The sequence below is a fragment of the Pseudomonas sp. NPDC087803 genome (assembly GCF_044742995.1).
GTDB lineage: Bacteria > Pseudomonadota > Gammaproteobacteria > Pseudomonadales > Pseudomonadaceae > Aquipseudomonas.
On the sequence record NZ_JBIUVO010000001.1, the window covers coordinates 383,894 to 406,199 of the forward strand.

The following is a 22,306-nucleotide window of genomic DNA, read 5'->3' on the forward strand; positions in this document are numbered from 1 at the left end:
CTCGCGAAGGCGCCAGTACAGTCACCAAACCTTCTGCCTACCTGAGATGTGCAACAGGCCGGCAATTTTTATAGGGCAGGCTTTAGATCAATAAGTGACTAAAACCCGCCCCCTCTGGGCATTTTTCAGAACTTGTAGTTGATCCGCGTGTACAGCGTCCGCCCGAACGGGTCGCCGTATTTCGGGTCGTAGCCGCTCTGGAAGGTGTAGGTCTGGTTGCTGAACGGTGGCTCGCGGTCGAACAGGTTCTTCGCGCCGAGGGTCACGCTGAGGGTTTTGCGCCAGGTGTAGGTACCGGCCAGATCCCAGACGTTGTACGAGCCAACGTAATCGTGGGTCTCGCGGTCGGAGTCGTGGTAACCGCTGGTGTAGCGGTTTGTCAGGGCCACACCGTAGGGGCCGTAGTTCCAGCTGCCGGTCAGGCTGTGGCGCCACCGAGCCACGGCACCGGCAGAAGAAAAGTCGCCACCACGGAAATCGCCGAGCTTGTCGATGTAGTCGCCCTTGAGCTGCTGTTGGTATTCGTACCGATTGACGTAGGTGCCTTGCAGCGCAATGCCGAAATTGCCGTACGGGGTGCTCGGCAAGCGGTAATCGAAGCTGACGTCGACCCCATTGGTTTTGATCTTGCCGAGGTTGGCCAGGCCCGTGACGATGTGATCAATCGAGCCGTCAGGCTTGCGCACCAGGCGATCCGGGTACAGCTCCGGGTTCTCGAACACCGCCGACTCCGGAAACTCGGCGATCTGGTTGGCGATGTTGATCCACCAGAAATCCAGGCCGGCACTCAGACGTTCGAACGGCTGATAGACGAAACCGGCGGTGACGTTGCGCGCGGTTTCCGGGCTGAGGTCGGTGTTGCCACCGGTGCGGCTGTAGAACTGCTGGGCGCAGTCGCGGTTGGCGATCCCACCGTTGCTCGGATTGCCGCCGGCGCACAGGCGCGGGTCGTTGTAGTTGGCCACGGTGAAGGTGGTGAAGTTCGGGTTGTACAACTCGTACAACGACGGTGCACGGAAACCTTCACTGTAGGCACCACGCACCACCAGTTCCTTGAACGGCTGGAAGCGAAACGAGTATTTCGGGTTGGTGGTGCTGCCAAAATCGCTGTACTTGTCGTGACGCACGGCGGCGGACAATTCCAGGCTGTCGAGTACCGGCACGTTGACCTCGGCGTACTGCGCCGAGACGCTGCGATCCCCGGCGACGCTGGCATTGGGGTCGACGCCCAGGCTCTGCACATCGGCGGCGAACTGGGCGAAATCCTGATGGAAGTCTTCCTTGCGGTATTCGCCGCCCAGCGCCAGCGCCGACGGCCCGGCGCCGAACCAGTCACCGATCTCGCGGCTGACTCGTCCGTCAATCGCCTTCACTCGCCCGACTGCCGTGGCGTAATCGCCGTCGACCGCATTGGCCGCCAGCAGTGCCTGCCCGGCAGCGGTCTGCGCACCGAACGGGTTGATGATGCCATTGGCAATGCCGGCGCTGACGGCGCGGTCGTTGACGTAACCGGCCTCGATGGCATTCACCACTTTGTTCTGGTTATACGACGCGCCGACGTTGTAGTCCCAACCGACCACGCTGCCGTCGAAGCTCAACAGCAAACGCTGGCCCGTGTTGTCATCTTCATGCTGGCGCGCGCCGACCGCGGTTTCGCGCCAGTTCACATCGACCGGTTGCGTCGGGTCGAGCGCGAAGCCGTTGGGCCCCGGAGTGATGCCGTTGCCGGGATAAAAAGCGGAACCCGGATTGACCTGATTGCCCATCAGCGTGCCGGGACCGATCTGCGTGCGGTTCTCGTTGCGGGCCCAGAAGTATTCGAGGCTGACGTTGTGATCGTCCGCAAGCTTGCCGGTGGCTTTGGCGAAAGCCGAGGTCTTCTCGGTTTCCGGCACCAGATCGAGGTAGTTCCACAGGCTCTGACGGCAGATACCGTTGCGCGCCAGCAGACCCGGCGCGTTGCAGCCGGAACCGGCCAACGGGTTGGTGGCGTTGCTGCCCTGGCTCCAGTTGGCCGGCGATGCGGTGCCGGAGGTGTAATCGAGGCCGCGTCCAGGCTGATAGTTGTAGGTGTAGCCGCGGTCATCGGCGGCCAGCCGTTGCTGCTTGTCATAACTGACCACACCGAACACGTTGAACCGGTCATTCTGCAAATCGCCAAAGCCCCAGCTACCGCTGAAATTGCGACTCTCACCACCGCCGGCATGGGTCGGCGTGTCGTAGTTGGTGCTGAGCTGGCCTTCGGTGAGGCTGGTCTTGGTGATGAAGTTGATCACCCCGCCAATGGCGTCGGTGCCGTACAGCGCCGAAGCACCATCACGCAGCACTTCGACGCGGTCGATGGCGGCGAACGGAATGGTGTTCAGGTCGACCCCGGAACCATTGATCGCGTTGGTCGCGTTGTTGCTCAGACGCCGACCATTGAGCAGCACCAGAGTCTTGTTCGGGCCGATGCCGCGCAAATCCGCATACGATGCGCCGCCGCTGCTCGAACCCACCGAACGACCGGAGCCGACCGAGGACTGGTTGGCGGAAATCCGGCTGACCAGTTCTTCGGTGGTGCTCACACCCTGCTCGCGCAGTTCTTCAACTCGCAGAATGGTGACCGGCACCGCGGTTTCAGCATCGACCCGGCGAATCGCCGTGCCGGTCACTTCGACCCGTTGCAACTGGGTGGTCGGCTCGTCGGCCGCGACGGCCGGCAAGGTGTTGATCGCCAGCAGCAAGGCCAGGCTCAAACGGGATCTAACGGGTAAAAAATGGATCATGAACAGCCATCCCTGCGTTTTGGTTTATGCAGGGATGTGCAATCGACAGCGGTGTTTTATAGAGGCCGGTTTAGACCGTTGGGTGATGAGGTTATGCAAAAAACTGGCAACAACACATCAAGCCAATGCCATCTCCCTCAGCAACCGGGTATCCAGCCCAAACCGCTCCTGAGAGACCATCCTGAACTGCCCTTCCGCCAATTCGCAGCTCACCAGCAGATTCCACGAGTGCCGGGCTGCCGCCGAGGGGATCAGTACAAACGGATGCTCAGCGAGTAATGCATCGGCAAACAGTTGTTGATTCGGTGAAGGGTGTGCGGGGCTCAACCAGTAAGGATTCGGCACGTCCTCCGGTTGCACGACTTTCACTTTAGCTTCGCTGATGACCTCAAAACACGTCAGCACATAAGGTTCACTGTCCAGTGCATCAAAACTGCGATTGGCGGCCACCTCCAGAATCGCCGAGGAGGGATCGACTGAGGCATAAACCACTCGCCGCCCGGGTATGTTCCATCGGCCTCCATTCAGATTTGAACCCATTCCGCTGTCCCACGTCCCTCCGTAAACCTCGGGATCCAGCCGCCAGGCATACCAATGCTCGTCCCAGGGCAAGGGATTCATGGGTAAACCCCGTATATAAGTTGCCCCAGGTACTGCTCCACCATCTGAAACCCCAGTGAATGCCGGATAAACTCCATGGGGACGCGACCGCTCAGGTAGGTGCTGGGTTTGCGCAGCCAGTCCTCGGCCCGTGACTGTCCGCCGAAGGCGCGAATGGCCTTTTCCAGCACTACCGCATATTGGTAGGCGACGACGCTCTGCTGCGGGTCAAGCCGTACCGCTTTGCCTTCCTTCAGCAGTCGCCGTACGGTCGTGACAGACTTGCCGGTGATACGTTTGACCATATCGCCTTGCAGGTAAAGCTCAGAGGTTGAAAGCATGTTGACGACATCATTCAGCTCAAAACCTTCTTCGGTCAGGTGAACGATCAGGAAAGCGTCATCGCCGATATTCTGACCACGTACGAGCAGGTCGACCGGTTTGCCTTCAGCCCTCTTCACTCCGTTAAGCCGGGGTACCTTTGCGCTGGGCATCGCGACCTCCTCCACTGGGCATCTGGCACGGTTATCACGCCAGTGAAGGCGATGGGAATAAGCAGGCGTTTCGTATTCGAGGTGGTGAGTTCGCATGATCCATCCGTTATCAGAGGCCTGAGCGTCCAGGCCGTGCACGACTTCAATGTCAGCTCCGATGCTATAGATCTCGCTTCCGACGACCAACCTGAGAATGTCGTCGGAAATATCCCCACTACTGCGAAAATTCTTCCTGTTTCCGTAGGACGTTACTCACGAATACCGCGCACTCAACTGCCGAAGTGATAACTCACATCCAGCCACCATTGCCGTCCGTACGGGTCATAGTTGCCAGTCGGGTAATACGGCCAGCCGGCCGAGTCATCGTGCTTGATCTGGTTGAGCACGTTGTTCACGGTCAACCCGACGCTGGCACGGTCATTGAGCTTGTAGCGCGCACTGGCGTTGAACACCGTCCATGGCGAGAGGCGCCCGTCACCCGCGCCGTTGGTCACCGAGCCGTAACGAATGCCCATCAGCGTCGCCGTAGCCTTCTGGTAATCCCAGGTCAGGCTGGCGTTGACCCTGCTGCGCCAGTCGTAATTGGTCCGCGAAGTGCGCCAGTCCTGCGTCGGCGCCTCGTCGGACTCCTTGTAGAAATGCGACAGCACCAGGGTGTAGCCCAGCGCCGAGCTGAAGGCGCCGTACTGGCCGGCGCCCCAGCGGATGTTGCTCTTGAAATCCAGACCGCTGACCCGCTCGCTGGCGGCGTTGATCGCATTGACCCGCACCCGTTGCAACTGGTTGGGATCAATCGCGGCATTACCGGGATTGCGGTCGATACGCGCCAGGGTCGATTGGCAGTTCGCCGAGTTGATGTCCTGGGTGCCGTTGCGGCATTCGTTCTCTTGCTGCAACAGGCGGTTTTCGTCGACGGTGGTCAGCAGGTCGTCGATCTCTACGCGCCAGAAATCGGTGGAGAAATCGAAGTTGCGCGACGGCGACCAGACAAAACCATAGGTCCAGGATTTGCCGCGCTCGGACTCAAGATCCGGGGTGCCGCTCTGGGTATAGTCGACCCGCCCGCGATCACACGCGCCCTGCACGCCCTGACTGCAACCGTAGTAGTCGATCTGCGCCGGGTAGTAACCGTTGCTGTCGGACTGATAGATATAGTTCAGGTCCGGCGCACGGAAACTGGTGCCATAACTGCCGCGCAGCAACAGGCTGGTGACCGGACGCCATTCCAGGCCGAGGTTGTAGGTTTTCTGCTGCTCGCTGCGACCGCTGAACTTGTACTGGTCCCAACGCCCGGCGGCGGTGGCCAGTACGGTGTCGGTGACCGGAATGCTGAACTCGCCACCCGCCGCATAACGCTTGCGCGAACCACCGGAGCTTTGCGCCGGACTCACGCCATAAAAAGTGCCGTCATTCAGACCGTCGTCCGGATCGACGCGATACTCCTGCTTGCCCGCCTCCAGCACGCCGGCAAATCCGACCGGACCGGCCGGCAGGTCAAACAGATCGCCGTTGACCGAGGCGTTGTAGCTGGTGGAAACCGACTTGCTGTTCTGGGTCAGGTTGCTGCGAAACTGATCCCACTCCTGTGGCGTCAACGGCCGGTCGAGACGCGAAGCATCGGGAGCGAACACCGGGTAGCCGTCGCGTGTGCCCAGTTGCGGGCCGAGGTAGAAATCCTGAATCGAGGACAGCGGTGTGTAGCGCGTGGTTCTGACGCTGCGGTATTCCGAGCGGTTGGCGGCCAGATCGTAGCTCCAGCCGGTGTCGGCGATCTTGTCCGAAAGACCCAGGGTGCCGGTCCAGGAAGTGTCGGTCCACTTGCTGTTGTTGCTGGTGCGCCCGCCGATTTCCTCTGCGCCGTAACGACGATACCAGCGCTCCAGATTGCCGCTGTTCTGGTTGATGAAGTCCGGCGAAGTGAAGGTCGGGCCACGGGTGTTGTTCTGGATGTGATCGAGGCCATACATCAAGTCGGCAAACACCTGACCGCTGTCGCTGAAGTGCCAGGTGCCACGGGTGTAGCCGTCGTAGTTTTCCTTCTGGGTCTGAATTGTCCAGTAATTGTTGTACATCTGATCGGTGCGGCAGCGCCCGGCGTTGTTGAGCAGTTTGTTATCGAACGTGCCTTGATAGGCGCCGCAGCCGGGTCCGAGGTAGCGGTTGTTGCTCAGGTCGCGACGGTAACCGACGTCCGCCAGCGGGCCGCTCTGCATGAAGCCGCGATCATCGGCCCAGATCGGATCGCGGTTGGTCAGCTCCAGGCCGAACAAGCCGTCGAAGTCGCCCCAACTGCCGCCGCCGCTGATCTGCAGGCGCTGATTGTCACCACCGCCGCGCTCGCTGGTGCCGCCCTTGAGATTGACGTCGATACCATTGATCTGCTTCTTGAGGATGATGTTGACCACCCCGGCAATCGCGTCCGATCCGTAGATCGCCGAGGCGCCGCTGCTGAGAATTTCGATGCGCTCGATGACCGCCGAAGGAATGTTCGCCAGGTTGGTGAAGTTGACCTTGCCGTCGTACGGCGTCGGGTAGTCGGCGACGCGCCGGCCGTTGATCAGCACCAGGGTGTGGTTGGGGCCGAGACCACGCAGGTTGATCGCGCTGGCCGCCGGTTGCCAGGTGTTGCCGTAATCCTCGCCCTGGGTCATGCCGGTGTTTTGCGTCTGCGTCGCCAGCGCGTCATAGACGTTCTTGTAGCCGCGCGCTTCCATCTCTTCATGAGTAATGACGTTGACCGGGGTCGCGCCATCGCTTTGCGCACGGGCGATGCGCGAGCCGGTGACGGTGACTTTTTCCATGCGGTAATCGGCGCTGGTCGCCGGGGCCACGGCGCTGACCTTGGCCGCCACCGGTGTACTCGCCTCGCCTTCGCGCACGCTCAGGCCTTGGGCGCTCTGCTCGACTTGCAGGCCGCTGCCAAGCAACGCCCTCTCGACGGCCTGACGCCCGCCCAAGGCACCGCGCACGGCACTGCTGCGTTTGCCCTGCACCAGTTTCTGGCTGAAGGAAATCGGTACGCCGGTCTGCCGCGAGATGTCCAGCAGGACCTCATCGAGCGGGCCACTGGCGATGTCGAAAGTGAACACTTGCACGGCAGGATCCGCAGCGAAAACCGCCTGCGGCGTCAGCCCCATCGCCAACGCGGCGGCGAGGGTCAATCGAGGTAATTGTTGTTTGAATGAGAACATCGAGGGGCTTCCCTGTTGAAGGCGTCTGCAGGGAATGAGCAGCGGGCCGGCGCTTTTTATAGGGCGGTGATTAGGCCAAGAAGTCATAAACCTATAACCGGACTCCACACACATCTGTGTAGGAGCTGCCGCAGGCTGCGATCTTTTGATCTTGCTTTTAAAAGATCAAAAGATCGCAGCCTGCGGCAGCTCCTACCGGGTATTAGATGAACTTGAGGGCTGGATGCTGACCCAGTACGGGTTGTGCCAGGTGACGCGGATCGGCAGCGAACGCTCCAGCAGTTGCAAGGTGCGGTCGCTGTCGTCGAGCGGATACAGGCCACTCAGGCGCAGACCGGCCACCTCGGGGCTCAGGTGCAGGATGCCGCGCCGGTATGGACGCAGGCCGTCGATCACTTCACTCAGCGGGCGGTCGCGCACTTCCAGCCGACCTTGCACCCAGGCGCTTTCCTGCCCGCTGCTGCGCTCGAGGGCCAGGATGTCCTGGGCGTTGAACAGCAGACTCTCACCCGCCTCCACCACTTGCCGGGCACCGCCGGCGGTGACCACTTCGACCTGCGAATGCAGCATCACCAGCCGGGTAGAATCGTCGTTCTGTTGCACGAGAAATTTCGTCCCCAGCGCCCGCATCCGACCGTGCTCGGTCGCGACCACGAACGGCCGTGCAGGATCCCTGGCCACATCCACCAGCAACTCGCCCGTGCGCAACGCCAACAGGCGCTGGGTCGCATCGAATTGCGCCACCACCCGGGTTCGCGCATTCAGGCTCAATGCACTGCCATCCTCCAGGGTGAAATCACGCCGCTCGCCGGTGCCGGTCGCCAGCTCCCCCGCTTGCGGCAGCCAGCCGTAGCGCCGTCCGAGCAGCCCGGCCAGCACCGTGATGCCAAGCACACTCAAGCTGCCACTGACAAAGCGCCGTCGACTCGAAGGTGCGTTCAGGCTGTGCAGCAGGCTGTTGCGCGGTAGCCCGCGCAAGGTCGGGTTGCGCAGCAGGTTCAGGCCGCCGCCCATTTGTTCGATGATCCGCTGGTGCCGTGGGTCTGCCGCGCGCCACGCTTCGAACGCGGCGCGCTCGCCAGCGCTGGCTTCGCCGGACTGCAACAGCGCCATCCACTGCGCCGCCTCGTCGATCACCGCTTCGTCCGGCCTCATGCCTGCATCGCCTGATAGCAGCGTTTGAACGCCTCGACCATGTATTGCTGCACGCGACTGGTGGAAACCCCGAGCCGTTCGCCGATTTCGCTGTAGGTCAAACCGTCGAGCTGATGGTAGAGAAACGCGGCTTTGGCCTTGGCCGACAAGCCATTGAGCAAGCGATCGACCGCCAGCAACGCCTCGATCACCAGCGCGCGTTCTTCCGGCGATGGATGCACCGGTTCCGGCGCCAGCGCCAGGCTTTCCAGATAGGCGCGCTCCAGGTCCTGGCGGCGCCAGCCTTCATAAACCAGCCGCCGGGCGATGGTGGTCAGCAGCGCCCGCGGTTCGCGAATCGCGCTCGGATCCGGCAGGGCCAATACCCGAAGAAAGGTTTCCGAGGCGATGTCTTGTGCACTGTGCGGGCAACCCAGCGTGCGGCCAACGGCTGCGCACAACCAGCGATAGTCCTTTTGGAACATTTGCCCAATCAACCGGTAATGCGGGTTTTGAACATCACCCATGCCTTGCTCCCTGAAACGGGTCCCACCCGCTGCGAAAAACCATCGTTCTGCCGGGATCGTCCGGCTCCAGATCAGGGGGCGACTGTGCAATAGCGCTGCTTACATTTGAAGTAATTAAAAATCAGCATAAGCAAACTATTGAGAATAAGACGTTCCGTCGCCGCAGAAATATTGACTGACACAACCTTGACCCTGATCAGTGGCCCGCCCCCAGGCACTGACTAATCTGCCCGCTCCATCGAAAGCCAAGGACGGCTCACCGAGAGCCCGCGGCTGTCCCTTCAAGGAAGAAACCCATGCGATCACTGAAGATTATTCTGCTGTCCTCGGCATTCAACGGCCTGACCCAACGTGCCTGGCTGGAGCTGCGCCAGGCTGGGCACTCACCCAGCGTCGTGGTGTTCACCGATGAGGCGTCGGTGTGCGAGCAGATCGAACACAGCGGCGCCGACCTGGTGATCTGCCCGTTTCTCAAGGACCGCGTGCCGCATGCGCTGTGGAGCAATGCCCGGCGCCCAGTGGTGATCATCCACCCGGGCATCGTCGGTGATCGTGGCGCCAGCGCGCTGGACTGGGCGATCAGCAACGAGCTGACGCGCTGGGGCGTCACCGCCCTGCAAGCGGTGGAGGAAATGGACGCCGGCCCGGTCTGGGCCACCTGCCAATTCAATCTGCCGGCGGGCTTGCGCAAGTCCGAGTTATACAACGGTCGGGTCAGTGATGCGGCGATTCGCTGCATTCGCGAAGTGGTCGAAAAATTCATCGACGGTTTCCAGCCGGTCGCCCTCGATTACACCGACCCCAAGGTCCGGGGCCGCTTGCAGCCGAACATGAAGCAGGACGACCGCACGTTCAGCTGGCACGACTGCTCGCGCTTCATCAAACGCTGCATCGACGCTGCTGACGGCCAGCCCGGAGTCTTGGCGAGTCTGGCCGGCGGGCAGTATTACGTGTACGACGCGCATCTTGATCAGCGCAGCGGCATTCCCGGCCAGATCCTCGCCGTGCATGACGACGCGGTGCTGGTCGCGACCGGCGATCACAGCCTGTGGATCGGCTCGTTGCGGCGCAAACCACAAGCCGGCGAAGAAACCTTCAAGCAACCGGCGCGTCATGTGCTGGCCGGGCAATTGGCTGACGTGCCGAGCCTCGACTGGTCGATCGCCAGCCAACCGTTCAGCGACGAGGCCTATCAGCCGATCCGCTACCGTGAATCCGGGCATGTCGGTGAGCTGACGTTCGAGTTCTACAACGGCGCGATGAGCACCGAACAGTGCCAGCGCATGGTCGACGCGCTGCGCTGGGCCAAGTCCCGTGACACTCGGGTGTTATTGATCAAGGGTGGACGTGGCAGTTTTTCCAACGGCGTGCACCTGAATGTGATTCAGGCCGCGCAGGATCCGGGCGCCGAGGCGTGGGCGAATATTCAGGCGATCGACGATGTCTGCGCCGAATTGCTCAGCGCCCGGCAACTGGTGGTCAGCGGCGTGACCGGCAATGCCGGAGCCGGCGGCGTGATGCTGGCGCTGGCCGCCGATATCGTGTTTGCCCGGGCCGACATCGTGCTCAATCCGCATTACAAAAGCATGGGCCTGTATGGCTCGGAATACTGGACCTACAGCCTGCCCCGCGCCGTCGGCCCGGCGATGGCCGAGCAACTGACCGAGGCCTGTCTGCCGGTGAGTGCCACGCAGGCGCTGCAACTGGGCATGCTCCAGGAAATCGGCCCGCGCTGCCCGGATGAGTTTTCGTTGTGGCTGCTGCAACGGGCCAACGCAGTGCTGAGCGATCCGAAGTATGCCGCCGTGCGCGAGCGCAAGTTGCGGGTTGATCAGGCGCTGATCCAGCAATGCCGGGAAAACGAATTGCAGGAAATGCAGGAAGACATGCTCTACAACCGCAACCAGTTTGCCGAGAAGTGCCGTCATTTTGTCTACAAGCGCAAGGCCTGCGGCACACCGGCGCGGTTGGTGGAAGACTGGGCGCGGGTGCGTTCGACCGAGTTGGCCAGTTGATTTTGCGGTGACTGCCTTCCCCTCACCCTAGCCCTCTTCCAAGGGAGAGGGAACTGACCAAAGTGTCTGGCGCCCCGCATCGACCTGAAATATCTCGGTCGATTATGGGTTCAACGCTGATCGTTCAAGTCGGTGTATTTCTTCAATATTCCCCAATCAGTCCCCTCTCCCTCCGGGAGAGGGTTAGGGTGAGGGGCTTTTGCCTTTACAATGCCCGCACCTCAGACACCGGCCCGCCCATGGACATCGACCTCGCCCGCACCTTTCTGGAAATCGTCCGTCATGGCAGCCTCGCTGCGGCGGCGCAGAAGCTGTTCGTCACGCAGACGGCGATCACCGCCCGGGTGCAGAAACTCGAAAGTCAGCTGGGCAGTACGCTGTTCGTGCGCAACCGCGCCGGGGCGAAACTGACCGCCAATGGCGAGGCCTTCGTGGTCTACGCCAACCAACTGGTGCAGACCTGGGAAGCCGCGCGGCGCGACCTGCCGCTGCTGGACGGCTATCACAACGTGCTGCACATCGGCGGTGAAGTCAGCCTGTGCAACCCGTTGATGCTGAGTTGGGCCGCTGCACTGCGCGAGAACATCCCCGGGCATGCCCTGCGCATGGAAATCCGCGACGGCGAAAACCTGCTGCGCCAACTCGAACTTGGCGTGCTCGATGCCGCGCTGGTCTATCAGCCGGAATACTGGCCGGGCCTGCAGGTCGAGCAGGTGCTGGAAGAGAAGTTGATTCTGGTCCGTGCGCCAAACCGCCCGGATCCCTACGTCTACATCGACTGGGGTCCGGATTTCCGTCGCCAGCACGACGCCGCCCTGCCGGATAAAGCCAAAGCCGCGCTGAGTTTCAACCTCGGCCCGCTGGCCCTGCAATACATCCTCGAACACGGCGGCAGCGGCTACTTCCGTACCCGCGTGGTGCGCAGCTATCTGGAAAGCGGCGCGCTGGAAGCGGTGACCAAAGCCCCGGAGTTCGGTTACCCGACCTATCTGGTATACGCCCGCGAACGTGACTCGGCGACGCTGCAACAGGCCTTCGATCTGCTGCGTCAGGTGATCGCTACCGATGACGACTGGTCGCAACGCTGGAACCCGTTGAGCTGAGTCGGCCGCTTTACACCGGAGCATGGCGCAAGTGACCTCATGCTGCGGCCTGCACAAACGGCCGGATCGGCTAATCTGCCGGGTATAACAACAATACCCGCAGGTGAACGCATTGAGGCAGACCACCGAGGCATTCCGCAGCCGCTACCGTGCGGCCATTCATCCGTTGTACAACCCGTGGCTGCACGGCGCTTTCGTGCTGCTGTTCGGCGTGTTGGCGATCGGCGCCTTCTGGAGCAGCGCGCAGCAGGTGCAGCCGCTGGAATGGCTGAGCGTGCCGCTGACCCTGCTGTTCTTCAACTTTGCCGTGTACATGGTCCATCGCCATCTCGGCCATCACAAAAAGACCTTCGCCAAGCTCTTCTATGCCCGGCATGCCGGCGACCATCACAGCTTTTTCACCCCCGGCCACATGACGTATGACGGCGCCCGCGACTGGCGGGTGATTCTGTTTCCAGCCTGGCTGATCGTCGTGCATACACTGGTTTTCACCCTGCCGCTGTGGTGGCTGCTCGCGCAGTTCAACGCGAATATCGCCGGACTGTTCGGCGGCAGCATGGTCCTGGGTTATCTGGCCTACGAGGTGTTTCACGCCTGCGAGCATCTACCGCCGAATAATCCGCTGACCCGCCTGCCTTGGATTCGCCAGATGCGTCATCTGCATGAACTGCATCACCGTCGCGAACGCATGCAGGAGCGCAATTTCAATATCGTTTTTCCGCTGATGGATTACCTGTTCGGCACCCTGTACTGGGAGCCGCAACCCGCCCCGTTGCGCTATTCGAGATCGCCCATGACCCGCATGCAGCACCAGATCGATATTGCCGGCGAACCGATCGCCGTGCTCCGCTACGCCGCCAGCGTCAACCACTGGCCCGAGTGGCACCCGTCGTCGTTGAAAATCGACGGCCCGCAAGGCCCGCTGCATGCCGGTGCGCGCTTCGAGGAGGACATCCACGCGGGCGGGCGCGCCGGTCATTTGCGCTGGGAGGTAACCGAGTATCTACCCGGTCGCCGCTGGTGCGCCAAGGCGCGGGGCGATCATGGTTTGTCGTTGCTGCTGACCTACGAGTGCGCGGAGCAAGGTGACGGCACGCGGTTCGTGCGCACGCTGGATTATCAGTTCGAAGGACTGGGCATGCGCCTGGCCAATCTGCTGCTGCTCAAGCGCCGCATCGAACGTGAATCGGCGACCTCGATGCAGGCCCTGCGTGACATGGCACTCAGGCATCTGGCACGGACGGGGCACCCTTCATGAAGCGAGTGTTGCTACTGCTGGTGATCCTCGTCATCGCGTTTCTGTTGCTGATGCCGACCAAGGTGCAGCCAGTGGCGTGGAAGCCATCGGCGGCACCGTCTCTGAAGGAAGGGCCGTACGCGGAAAACCAGCGGCTTAAAGCCGCCAGACAGGTCGGCCCGGGCGATATCGACGGCCCCGAAGCACTGCTGCTCGAAGGCGATTTTCTGATCACCGGCCTGCATGACGGACGACTGATCCGCACCAGCCTCGATGGCAAGGAGCGCAAGGTCCTGAGCGACACTGGCGGCCGCCCGCTGGGTCTGGCGCGGCACCCCAATGGTTTGCTGGTGATCGCCGACGCGGTCAAAGGTCTGCTGTCGCTCGACGCCCAGGGTCGGTTGATTCCCCTGACCACCGAGGCCAATGGCCTGCCCTTCGGGTTTACCGACGACGTGGCGATCGACAAGTCCGGGCACTATGCCTATTTCAGTGATGCCAGCAGCCGCTGGGGTTACGGACATGACGGTGAGGCGATCATCGAGCACGGCGGCGACGGACGCCTGCTGCGTTATGACTTTCAGACCGGCAAGACCAGCGTGTTGCTGGACAATCTGCAGTTTGCCAACGGCGTGACCCTCGGCCCGGATGACGCCTACGTACTGGTCAACGAAACCGGCGCCTATCGCATCAGCCGTTACTGGCTGACGGGACCCAAGGCCGGCACCCATGACCTGTTCATCGACAACCTGCCCGGCCTGCCGGACAACCTCGCGTTCAACGGCAGCAACCGCTTCTGGGTCGCACTGTACGCACCTCGCAGTGCCTTGCTCGACGGTACCGCCAGGCATCCGCTGGTGCGCAAGATGATCGTGCGCGCGCTGACAGTGCTGCCGAAACCGGTGGAGAAACGCGGGTTTGTCCTGGGGCTGGATCTAGAGGGCAAGGTGATCGCCAATCTGCAGGACGCCAGCAGCGGCAATTACTCGCCGATTACCACAGCGCGCGAATATGGCGACTGGTTGTATCTCGGGTCGTTGAAGGCGACGCACATGGCGCGGTTGCCGTTGGCGGATGCATTGAAGTGAGTCTTGGCCAATGTGGGAGCGAGCCTGCTCGCGAAAGCGGTGTGTCAGGCAACAATGATTTCGACTGTGCAGGCCTCTTCGCGAGCAAGCCCGCTCCCACAGGGGGGATTGCATTCCAACTGTAGGAGTGAGCCTGCTCGCGAAAGCGGTGTGTCAGGCAACAATGATTTCGACTGTGCAGGCCTCTTCGCGAGCAAGCCCGCTCCCACAGGGGGATTGCATTCCAAATGTAGGGGTGAGCCTGCTCGCGAAAGCGGTGTGTCAGCCAACAATGATTTCGACTGTGCAGGCCCCTTCGCGAGTAAGCCCGCTCCCACAGGGGGGATTGCATTCCAACTGTAGGAGTGAGCCTGCTCGCGAAAGCGGTGTGTCAGGCAACAATCATTTCGACTGTGCAGGCCCCTTCGCGAGCAAGCCCGCTCCCACAGGGGGGATTGCATTCCAACTGTAGGAGTGAGCCTGCTCGCGATAGCGGTGTGTCAGGCAACAACGATTCGACTGTGCAGGCCTCTTCGCGAGCAGGCTCGCTCCCACAGTTAAGACGTAATCCGCCTGTGGGAGCTGGCTTGCCAGCGATAGCGGTCTGTCAGTTACCGGATCTATCAAACTTGTCCGGATCTTCGTCTTCAGGAAGATCCTCGTCCGGCTCTTCGGGAAAAGTGGTGGTGTGTGCCGGGCTGTTGGGTTCCGGATGTGTCGGCACCGGGTCGAAACCGCCCTGCTCTTCACTGGGGAATCTGGGTTTGTTCATGGGGCACCTCGCAAAGAGTCGCTGAGTAAAGACTCTGTACATTCGAGGTGCCGTTCGGGGGCTGCGTTCAGTCATTTCACCATTGTGAAGCGGTGAAGCGACTGACGGTCAGGATCGAGCCTGTAACTGCGCGACGATCTTGTCTTTGACCTGCAAGCGTTTCTCTTTGAGTTTCTTCAGGGTGTCATCGCTGGGTGCATCCGAGGTCGCCGTCTCGGCCTTGACTACTTCGGCGTCCGCCTGGGAATACTTGTTGATCAGTGCATCCAGAAATGGATCCTCGGTGCGTTTTTGCTGGACCTCTTCCTTCGTTAGCTTCAAATCCTGATACAGGTCATGAGTCACCGGCATGGAACACCTCCGTCAATTGATCGGCAACCAACGCGACCGATTGCGCTGGCAGTTATCAGAATGGCCTTGGTCGGGCCGTTCTGTCGACCTCCTGTCAGACCAGCGGTGGCCGTTCGTCGCCCTGTCGGAAACGCGATCAAACCTTTTCCCGCTTCGCTCCCTCCATTGCATAACGTCAACAAAAACCTGTGTGGAGAAACATCAATGGACGGATTCAACCTGCGTCATCTCGTCTTGGCTGTAGCCCTGAGCACCGGCATGGGCAGTGCCTTCGCCGCCACCTCGAACGACTTCGTCGACAACGCCGCAGCGGGTGGCATCGCGGAGATCGAAACCAGCCGTCTCGCCCTGGAAAAAAGTCAATCGGCAGACATCAAGGCATTCGCCAACATGATGATCACCGACCACAGCAAGGCCAACGATGAACTGGCCGGTATTGCCAAAGCCAATGACATCGAGGTTCCGGACACCACTACCCTGGTCAAGCAAGCCAAGGAAAAGATCCTCGATATGCGCGATGAGTCCTTCGACGCGGCCTACGCCAACAACCAGGTCAAGGCCCACGAAGAAACCATCGAACTGTTCAAGAAAGAAGCCAACACCGTGACCGATGACAAAGTCAAAGGCGCCCCCGAACTGAAAGCCTTCGCGCAGAAAATGCTCCCGGCGCTGGAAAAACACCTGACCGCCGCTAAAGAGTTGCAGGCCAAACACCCGAGCAAATAGACCGGGCGCTGCACACGAAAAAGGCCGCATTCATTGAATGCGGCCTTTTGTCGTTTCAGGGCGAATCAACCGCCGTCGGTGTCGATGTCGGCATCGGTTTCTTCACCGGGCTTCGGACGATCGGGCTCAGGTTCAAACCCCGGGCTGAACTCGTTGTCGTTATCGGTATGTTTGTTCTTCTGATCCACCGCCGGATCGGCACTTTGCGCTTGCTCGGTGCCACCCTTGGGTTGCGCGGGCGGACTCTGCCCCGGCACTTGCGGGTCGATAGCCGGGTCGTTGCGGTTGATCGGTTCGGCGTCCGGTTTCTGCTGTTGTTGCGATTGCTCGTTCATAGCCACCTCGTTTTGCAATGTTGGCGCGACTCAAACGCGCCAGCCTTGTATATTCGAAGCCACTACAGTGCCAATGTTCAAAACATCGCTGGATTCAGGGGCGCCGACTAGAGTTACCGGGGCATTCATTGCGCCGGATCAAAAATATCCTTGAGCAACCGAACAACTATTTTGAACGGCAAAGGTCACTGACTTCGCACCGGTCATTTTTTACAGAACCGGCCCCAATACGCTACGGAGCAACAGGCACATGGCAGCACTGCAGAACAGCACACTCGATGCGATGAAGAACAAACAAACACAACTGCTGGGCGAATGGATCAACGGACTGGAAACCAGCGGCGCCAACCGCAACCTCAAAGACCATGACCTGCAACAGCAGACCAGCGAATTCCTGCAATTGGTCATCAACGGCCTGCAGGACGACAACGGCACCAATATCAACACGCCGGGCTGGGAGTCCACCCGCCAGTTCCTCGAAAAACTCTCCCACAGCCGCGCCCTGCTCGGTCAGGATTCGCAACAGACCGCCAGCTTCATCTTCGCCCTCAAAGGCCCGCTGTTTTCCCTGCTGCAAAATCACTACCGCGAACAACCAGCACTGCTGGCTGAACAACTGTGGGAAATCTCCGAGTTGCTCGACGCGTTCGGCATGCACACCATCCGCACTTTCCAGAAGTCCCGCGAAGCAGTGATCAAGCGCCAGCAGGAAGAACTGCTGGAACTGTCCACTCCGGTGGTCAAGCTGTGGGACGGCGTGCTGGCGCTGCCAATGATCGGCACCCTCGATTCGCAACGCACCCAGGTGGTGATGGAATCGCTGCTGCAACGCATCGTCGACACCGGTTCGGAAATCGCCATCATCGACATCACCGGGGTGCCGACCGTCGACACCCTGGTTGCGCAGCACCTGCTGAAAACCGTGACCGCGATTCGCCTGATGGGCGCCGACTGCATCATCAGCGGCGTGCGTCCGCAAATCGCCCAGACCATCGTCCACCTGGGCCTCGACCTGCAAGGCGTGGTGACCAAGGCCAACCTGGCCGACGCCCTGAAACTCGCCCTCACCCGCCTGGGCATCAGCCTCGGCCAAGCGGTCTGAGCCGATGGAACGTATCCCGATTCTCCAAATGGGCAAGTTCCTGCTGGTGACCATTCAGGTCGACATGCATGACCAGCTCGCCCTCACGTTGCAGGACGACTTGTCCGAGCGCATCAGCAAGACCTCGGCGCGTGGCGTGCTGATCGACATCTCGGCGCTGGACATGGTCGACTCGTTCATTGGCCGGATGATCAGCACGATTTCCGCCCTGTCGAAAATCATGGACGCCGAAACCATGCTGGTCGGCATGCAGCCCGCCGTGGCGATCACCCTGGTCGAACTCGGCCTGACCCTGCCGGGTGTCAGTACCGCACTGAACGTCGAGCGCGGGATGAAACTGCTGCAGGAACGAGTAAACCGGCAATGACCGTACGCAGCAGTGGTACTCAACCCATCCATATCGAGCAGGATGTCGTGCTCGCACGCCAGACTGCCCGCAAACTGGCCACCGAATGCGGGATGCGCCTGATCGACCTGACCAAAATGGTCACGGCGGTTAGCGAACTGGCGCGCAACACCATGGTTTACGGTGGTGGCGGCGACATGGACTGGCAGATTCTCGATGAAGATCACAAGGTCGGTCTGCGCTTGACGTTCCGCGACGAAGGCCCCGGTATTGCCGACATCAAACTGGCGATGACCGACGGCTGGACCTCCGGCAGCGGCATGGGCTTGGGCCTGACCGGGGCAAAACGCCTGGTCGAAGAGTTCGAACTGGACACCGAGCCTGGCAAGGGCACACGTATAACGATCACCCGATGGACATGAATATCGCAGGGTCGCTGACCCAGGTGCTGCTGATCGAAGACAGCAGCCAGATCGGCCACGCCCGGCGCACCGCGCAACGGCTCGCCGAACAACATGGTTTCGATGAGACCGATGCCGGACGGGTGGCGCTGGTCGCCACCGAACTGGCGAGCAATGTGCTCAAGCATGCCAGTCGCGGCGAATTTCATCTGCGGCTGTTGCCGCGCCCGGGCGGGTTCGGCATCGAAATGCTCGCGGTCGATCGCGCCCAGGGTTTTGATCTGGACGCCTGCCTGCCCGATGGCTTTTCCACGGGTGGCACCCAGGGCATCGGTCTGGGTGCTGTAGCGCGCCAGACCGACGTCTTCGACGTGCACGCCGACGCCCATGGCGCGGTGCTGCTGGCGCGTTTGTATCCGCGCGGCGACCGTCAACCGGACTTGCGTTACGGCGTCAGCCAGCACTCGTTGCACAATGACCCGGCGTGCGGCGACACCTGGCACCTGGCGTACAACGGCGCCAACCTCAGCGCGCTGATCATCGACGGCCTCGGCCACGGTGAGGATGCCGAACGCGCGGCCAAGGCCGGCGAGCGGGTGTTCGCCGAGAACCCGTTCGCCAGCCCGGTGCTGCTGATGGAGGACATGCATCGCGACATGATCGGCAGCCGTGGCGGCGCCGCCGCGTTCGCCCAGTTCAATGCCGCCCGCGACGGCCTGACCTTCACGGGTGTGGGCAACATCGGCGCCAGCCTGATCACCGCCGACAAGTCGCGGGGCCTGGCCTCGCATCCGGGCATCGTCGGCGGTCAATACCGAAAAGCCCAGCCCTTTGACTATGCTCACGTGAACGGACATCTATTGATCATGTACAGCGACGGCTTGCAGTCCCGTTGGAATCTACAAGACTACCCCGGTCTGGTGCACCGCCATCCGGCCGTGATAGCCAGCGTCCTGCACCGCGACTTCTGTCGCGGGCGCGACGATGTAACGGTGCTGGTCGTTGCGCTGGAGGCCGCTCATGGCTGATTCGCCAACTCTGAACCTCGCCGAGCAGGCCGCGCTGATCGCCCGTTTGCAGAGCGAGACCGCAGCCCTGCGCGAAGAACTCGACGAAACCAATCAAGGCGTGCTGGCGCTCTACGCCGAGCTCGATACCCAGGCGGAAGAACTGAAGCAGGCCTCGGACCTGAAAAGCCGTTTCCTGTCGTACATGAGCCATGAGTTCCGCACCCCGCTGGGCTCGATCCTGAGCATCAACAGCCTGCTGGCCGACGAACTCGACGGCCCGCTCAGTCCCGAGCAGCACAAGCAGGTGGCATTCGTCAGCAGCGCCGCCCGCGAACTCAGCGACATGGTCGATGACTTGCTCGATCTGGCGAAGATCGAAGCCGGACGGATCACCATTTCCCCGGCGTGGTTCGACATGTTCGATCTGTTTTCCGCCCTGCGCGGGATGTTCCGGCCGATCGTCGATGCCTCGGCGGTGGACCTGATCTTCGAAGAACCGGTCGGCCTGCCGCGCCTGTACACCGACGACAAGAAACTTGCGCAGATCCTGCGCAACTTCATTTCCAACTCGCTGAAGTTCACCACCCGAGGCGAAGTGCGGGTTTCGGCGCGCCTGGAAGGCTCGGACAAAGTACGTTTTGCCGTCAGCGACACCGGTATCGGTATCGCGCCGGAGCTGCATGGTGCATTGTTCGAGGACTTCTCGCAGGTCGACTCGCCATTGCAGAAACGCCTGCGCGGCACCGGCCTCGGTTTGTCCTTGTGCAAGCGCTTCGCAGCACTGCTCGGCGGCGAGGTCGGGATGGACAGCACGCCGGGTGTAGGCTCGACCTTTTTCGTGATCATTCCACTGGCACTCGCCTTGGAGAACGTCGATGAAACGTGACATCCGTCTGTTGATCGTCGACGACAACGTCGCCACGCGCTACGCCTTGCGCCGGCGCCTGGAGCGCCATGGCTACGAGGTGCTGGAGGCCGGCACCGGCAGCGAGGGCCTGGCGCTGATCGCGAGCGAGGTTCTTGATGCACTGATCCTCGACGTCAACCTGCCGGACATGAGCGGCTTCGACATCGTGCGTATCCTGCGCGCCGATGCACGCACCGCGTTGCTGCCGGTGATCCACGTATCTGCCGCGTCGATCCAGACCGGCGACATCATCACCGGCCTGAACGCCGGTGCCGATGCGTACCTGATTCATCCGGTGGACCCTGACGTTTTGCTGGCGACCCTGCGCACCCTGCTGCGGGTGCGTGACACGGAAAACGCGCTGCGCGAAAGCGAGGCACGTTTCCGCGAGATTTTCGTCAACGTCTCGGCGCCGATTGCCGTACTCGATGCCAACTTGAAGGTGCATGAGTGCAACCACGCCTTCACGCAGATGATTCAGGACAATCGCAACCCCGAAACCCTGAGCGAATGCTTCGACGAAGACCAGGGCGCGATCCTCAATGAGCTGCGCCTGCGGTTGGTCGATGGCGAGCGCTGGAAAGGCACGCTGAACATGCGCGTGCAGGGCGAGATCCGCGAAACCGAGTGGCAGATTTCACCGTACCGCACGCCGCAACTGAGCCTGGTGTTTGTCGAGGACGTCACTGAACACCGCCATCGCGAGCGTTCGCACCTGGCGCGGCTGGACGACACCACCACGCAACTGGCCAAGGAAGTCGCTGAGCGCGTGCGCGCCGAATCACAACTGCTGCAAGTGCAGAAAATGGACGCGCTGGGCAAACTCACCGGCGGCATCGCCCACGACTTCAACAACCTGCTGACCGGGATCATCACCAGCCTCGAGCTGATTCAGAAACGCATGGCCGACGCGAGGCCGGACAAGGTGCAGTTCTACGCCGAAGCGGCACTCAATTCGGCGATGAGCGCGGCCTCTCTCACCCATCGTCTGCTGGCTTTCGCCCGTCAACAGCCGCTGGACACACGGCCGGTGGACATCAACGAGCAGGTACGCTCGCTGGAAGAACTGCTGATGCGCACCATCGGCGAACGCATCAGCCTCAAGCTTGAACTGACCAGCAAACCGGCGATTGCGCTGGTCGATCCGGTGCAACTGGAAAGCGCGGTGCTGAATCTGGTGATCAACGCCCGCGATGCGCTGCCCAAGGGCGGCAATATCTGGGTCAGCACCTATGCGGCGTATTCCCATGGTGATCCGAACCTGGCTGATGGCGCATATGTTGCGTTGTCGGTACGCGACGATGGCACTGGCATCGAGCACAGTGTGATCGACAAGGTCTTCGACCCGTTCTTCACCACCAAACCGCTGGGTCAGGGCACCGGGCTGGGGCTGTCGACCATCTACGGGTTCGCCCGCCAGTCCGGTGGCGATGCACACATTCGCAGCGTGGCACGACGCGGTACCGAAGTGACGATCATGCTGCCGGCCACCAGCGACCCGACCGGATCTGATGTTGCCCCGGTGGTGGTCGATCCGCAGGGCTCGGGCGAGCATGTGCTGATTGTCGAGGACATGCCGGCGGTGCGCATGTTCGTCACCGAGGTGCTGGAGGACGCGGGTTATCGTTGCACCCAGGCAGCGGATATCGAAACCGCGCTGGAGCGTTTGCAGAATGACCCGACGATCAACCTGCTGCTGAGCGACGTCGGCCTGCCGCGCATGAGCGGCCGAGAGCTGGCGGACGTGGCGCGGGGCTGGCGGGAGGAGTTGCCGATCCTGTTCATGACCGGTTATGCCGAAACTGCGATCAATCGCCAGGTTTTCCTCGGCAGCGGAATGGACATGCTGGTCAAGCCCTTCCAGATCAGCGAACTGCTGGACAAGGTCCGCCGCACGCTTGATGGCGCCTGACACACCGCTTTCGCCAGCAAGCCCGCTCCCACAAGATTTATGTACACCCGATAACCTGTGGGAGCGGGCTTGCCCGCGATGGCGTCGGTACATTCAGTCTCTCATTGCCTGACATACCGCTATCGCTGGCAAGCCAGCTCCCACAGGACTGAGGTGATCTGCAGATGTTGTGCACCCCGCAGAACCTGTGGGAGATCAGCGAACTGCTGGACAAGGTTCGTCGCACGCTTGATGGTACCTGACACACCGCCATCGCCAGCAGGCTGGCTCCCACAAGATTTATGTACACCCGATAACCTGTGGGAGCG

Annotated in this window: 20 protein-coding genes; 11 read left to right on the forward strand and 9 right to left on the reverse strand. The window is 61.4% G+C overall.

Annotation, left to right across the window (positions count from 1 at the left end):
- Positions 1 to 125: 125 nt before the first annotated feature.
- The 6 genes from ACIOUG_RS01610 to ACIOUG_RS01635 all read right to left on the reverse strand — a co-directional run bounded on the left by ACIOUG_RS01610 (position 126) and on the right by ACIOUG_RS01635 (position 8,714).
- Positions 126 to 2,768 (reverse strand): TonB-dependent receptor, encoded by a 2,643-nt coding sequence (locus tag ACIOUG_RS01610; protein WP_401061986.1) that lies wholly within the window; start codon positions 2,766 to 2,768, stop codon positions 126 to 128.
- A gap of 117 nt (positions 2,769 to 2,885) precedes the next feature.
- Positions 2,886 to 3,389, reverse strand: a complete 504-nt coding sequence (locus ACIOUG_RS01615; RefSeq protein ID WP_401061988.1) for an RES family NAD+ phosphorylase — start codon at positions 3,387 to 3,389, stop codon at positions 2,886 to 2,888.
- A complete protein-coding gene (locus ACIOUG_RS01620) occupies positions 3,386 to 3,862 on the reverse strand; it encodes an antitoxin Xre/MbcA/ParS toxin-binding domain-containing protein (protein ID WP_401061990.1) in 477 nt (158 codons plus the stop codon). Before ACIOUG_RS01620 ends, ACIOUG_RS01615 begins: the two co-directional genes overlap by 4 nt.
- Positions 3,863 to 4,131: 269 nt before the next feature.
- Entirely contained in the window at positions 4,132 to 7,053 is a 2,922-nt protein-coding gene (locus tag ACIOUG_RS01625; RefSeq protein ID WP_401061992.1) for a TonB-dependent receptor domain-containing protein, read from the reverse strand.
- A gap of 192 nt (positions 7,054 to 7,245) precedes the next feature.
- Positions 7,246 to 8,208, reverse strand: coding sequence for a FecR domain-containing protein (locus tag ACIOUG_RS01630; protein WP_401061994.1), 963 nt, complete (start codon positions 8,206 to 8,208; stop codon positions 7,246 to 7,248).
- The gene (locus ACIOUG_RS01635; protein WP_367084338.1) at positions 8,205 to 8,714 is read right to left on the reverse strand and encodes a sigma-70 family RNA polymerase sigma factor; all 510 of its coding nucleotides are present in this window, start codon (positions 8,712 to 8,714) and stop codon (positions 8,205 to 8,207) included. Before ACIOUG_RS01635 ends, ACIOUG_RS01630 begins: the two co-directional genes overlap by 4 nt.
- Before the next feature lie 296 nt (positions 8,715 to 9,010).
- Between ACIOUG_RS01635 and ACIOUG_RS01640 the strand changes: the two genes are divergently transcribed.
- The 4 genes from ACIOUG_RS01640 to ACIOUG_RS01655 all read left to right on the forward strand — a co-directional run bounded on the left by ACIOUG_RS01640 (position 9,011) and on the right by ACIOUG_RS01655 (position 14,157).
- Positions 9,011 to 10,729: a hydrogenase maturation protein gene (locus ACIOUG_RS01640; protein WP_401061996.1), complete on the forward strand. Its 1,719-nt coding sequence runs from the start codon at positions 9,011 to 9,013 to the stop codon at positions 10,727 to 10,729.
- 239 nt (positions 10,730 to 10,968) lie between these two features.
- Complete coding sequence (locus tag ACIOUG_RS01645) at positions 10,969 to 11,832, forward strand: LysR family transcriptional regulator (RefSeq protein WP_401061998.1); 864 nt, start codon at positions 10,969 to 10,971, stop codon at positions 11,830 to 11,832.
- A gap of 112 nt (positions 11,833 to 11,944) precedes the next feature.
- Positions 11,945 to 13,090, forward strand: coding sequence for an SRPBCC family protein (locus ACIOUG_RS01650; protein ID WP_401062000.1), 1,146 nt, complete (start codon positions 11,945 to 11,947; stop codon positions 13,088 to 13,090).
- Positions 13,087 to 14,157, forward strand: a complete 1,071-nt coding sequence (locus ACIOUG_RS01655) for an SMP-30/gluconolactonase/LRE family protein (RefSeq protein WP_401062001.1) — start codon at positions 13,087 to 13,089, stop codon at positions 14,155 to 14,157. The genes ACIOUG_RS01650 and ACIOUG_RS01655 overlap by 4 nt, the downstream gene beginning before the upstream one ends.
- Positions 14,158 to 14,743: 586 nt before the next feature.
- Here the strand turns inward: ACIOUG_RS01655 and ACIOUG_RS01660 are convergent.
- Positions 14,744 to 14,908, reverse strand: a complete 165-nt coding sequence (locus tag ACIOUG_RS01660; RefSeq protein ID WP_167734148.1) for a hypothetical protein — start codon at positions 14,906 to 14,908, stop codon at positions 14,744 to 14,746.
- A 108-nt stretch (positions 14,909 to 15,016) separates the two neighbouring features.
- On the reverse strand, positions 15,017 to 15,259 hold the full coding sequence (locus ACIOUG_RS01665; RefSeq protein WP_027613686.1) for a DUF465 domain-containing protein: 243 nt from the start codon (positions 15,257 to 15,259) through the stop codon (positions 15,017 to 15,019).
- A gap of 204 nt (positions 15,260 to 15,463) precedes the next feature.
- Between ACIOUG_RS01665 and ACIOUG_RS01670 the strand changes: the two genes are divergently transcribed.
- Positions 15,464 to 15,985: a DUF4142 domain-containing protein gene (locus ACIOUG_RS01670; RefSeq protein ID WP_401062003.1), complete on the forward strand. Its 522-nt coding sequence runs from the start codon at positions 15,464 to 15,466 to the stop codon at positions 15,983 to 15,985.
- Positions 15,986 to 16,050: 65 nt separating this feature from the next.
- Here ACIOUG_RS01670 and ACIOUG_RS01675 read toward each other — a convergent pair whose 3' ends face one another.
- Positions 16,051 to 16,320 (reverse strand): hypothetical protein, encoded by a 270-nt coding sequence (locus ACIOUG_RS01675; protein WP_401062005.1) that lies wholly within the window; start codon positions 16,318 to 16,320, stop codon positions 16,051 to 16,053.
- A 250-nt stretch (positions 16,321 to 16,570) separates the two neighbouring features.
- Between ACIOUG_RS01675 and ACIOUG_RS01680 the strand changes: the two genes are divergently transcribed.
- The 6 genes from ACIOUG_RS01680 to ACIOUG_RS01705 are packed head-to-tail and all read left to right on the forward strand — an operon-like array spanning position 16,571 to position 21,998.
- The gene (locus ACIOUG_RS01680) at positions 16,571 to 17,422 is read left to right on the forward strand and encodes an STAS domain-containing protein (RefSeq protein WP_401062007.1); all 852 of its coding nucleotides are present in this window, start codon (positions 16,571 to 16,573) and stop codon (positions 17,420 to 17,422) included.
- Positions 17,423 to 17,426: 4 nt separating this feature from the next.
- The gene (locus ACIOUG_RS01685; protein ID WP_285415285.1) at positions 17,427 to 17,789 is read left to right on the forward strand and encodes an STAS domain-containing protein; all 363 of its coding nucleotides are present in this window, start codon (positions 17,427 to 17,429) and stop codon (positions 17,787 to 17,789) included.
- Entirely contained in the window at positions 17,786 to 18,190 is a 405-nt protein-coding gene (locus ACIOUG_RS01690; RefSeq protein ID WP_003225570.1) for an anti-sigma regulatory factor, read from the forward strand. Before ACIOUG_RS01685 ends, ACIOUG_RS01690 begins: the two co-directional genes overlap by 4 nt.
- Entirely contained in the window at positions 18,187 to 19,197 is a 1,011-nt protein-coding gene (locus ACIOUG_RS01695; protein ID WP_401062434.1) for an ATP-binding protein, read from the forward strand. The genes ACIOUG_RS01690 and ACIOUG_RS01695 overlap by 4 nt, the downstream gene beginning before the upstream one ends.
- On the forward strand, positions 19,190 to 20,065 hold the full coding sequence (locus tag ACIOUG_RS01700; RefSeq protein WP_401062009.1) for a sensor histidine kinase: 876 nt from the start codon (positions 19,190 to 19,192) through the stop codon (positions 20,063 to 20,065). The genes ACIOUG_RS01695 and ACIOUG_RS01700 overlap by 8 nt, the downstream gene beginning before the upstream one ends.
- Positions 20,055 to 21,998 carry a response regulator gene (locus tag ACIOUG_RS01705; protein ID WP_401062010.1) on the forward strand — a complete coding sequence of 648 codons (1,944 nt, stop codon included), beginning with the start codon at positions 20,055 to 20,057 and terminating at the stop codon, positions 21,996 to 21,998. Before ACIOUG_RS01700 ends, ACIOUG_RS01705 begins: the two co-directional genes overlap by 11 nt.
- The last annotated feature ends 308 nt before the right edge of the window (positions 21,999 to 22,306 follow it).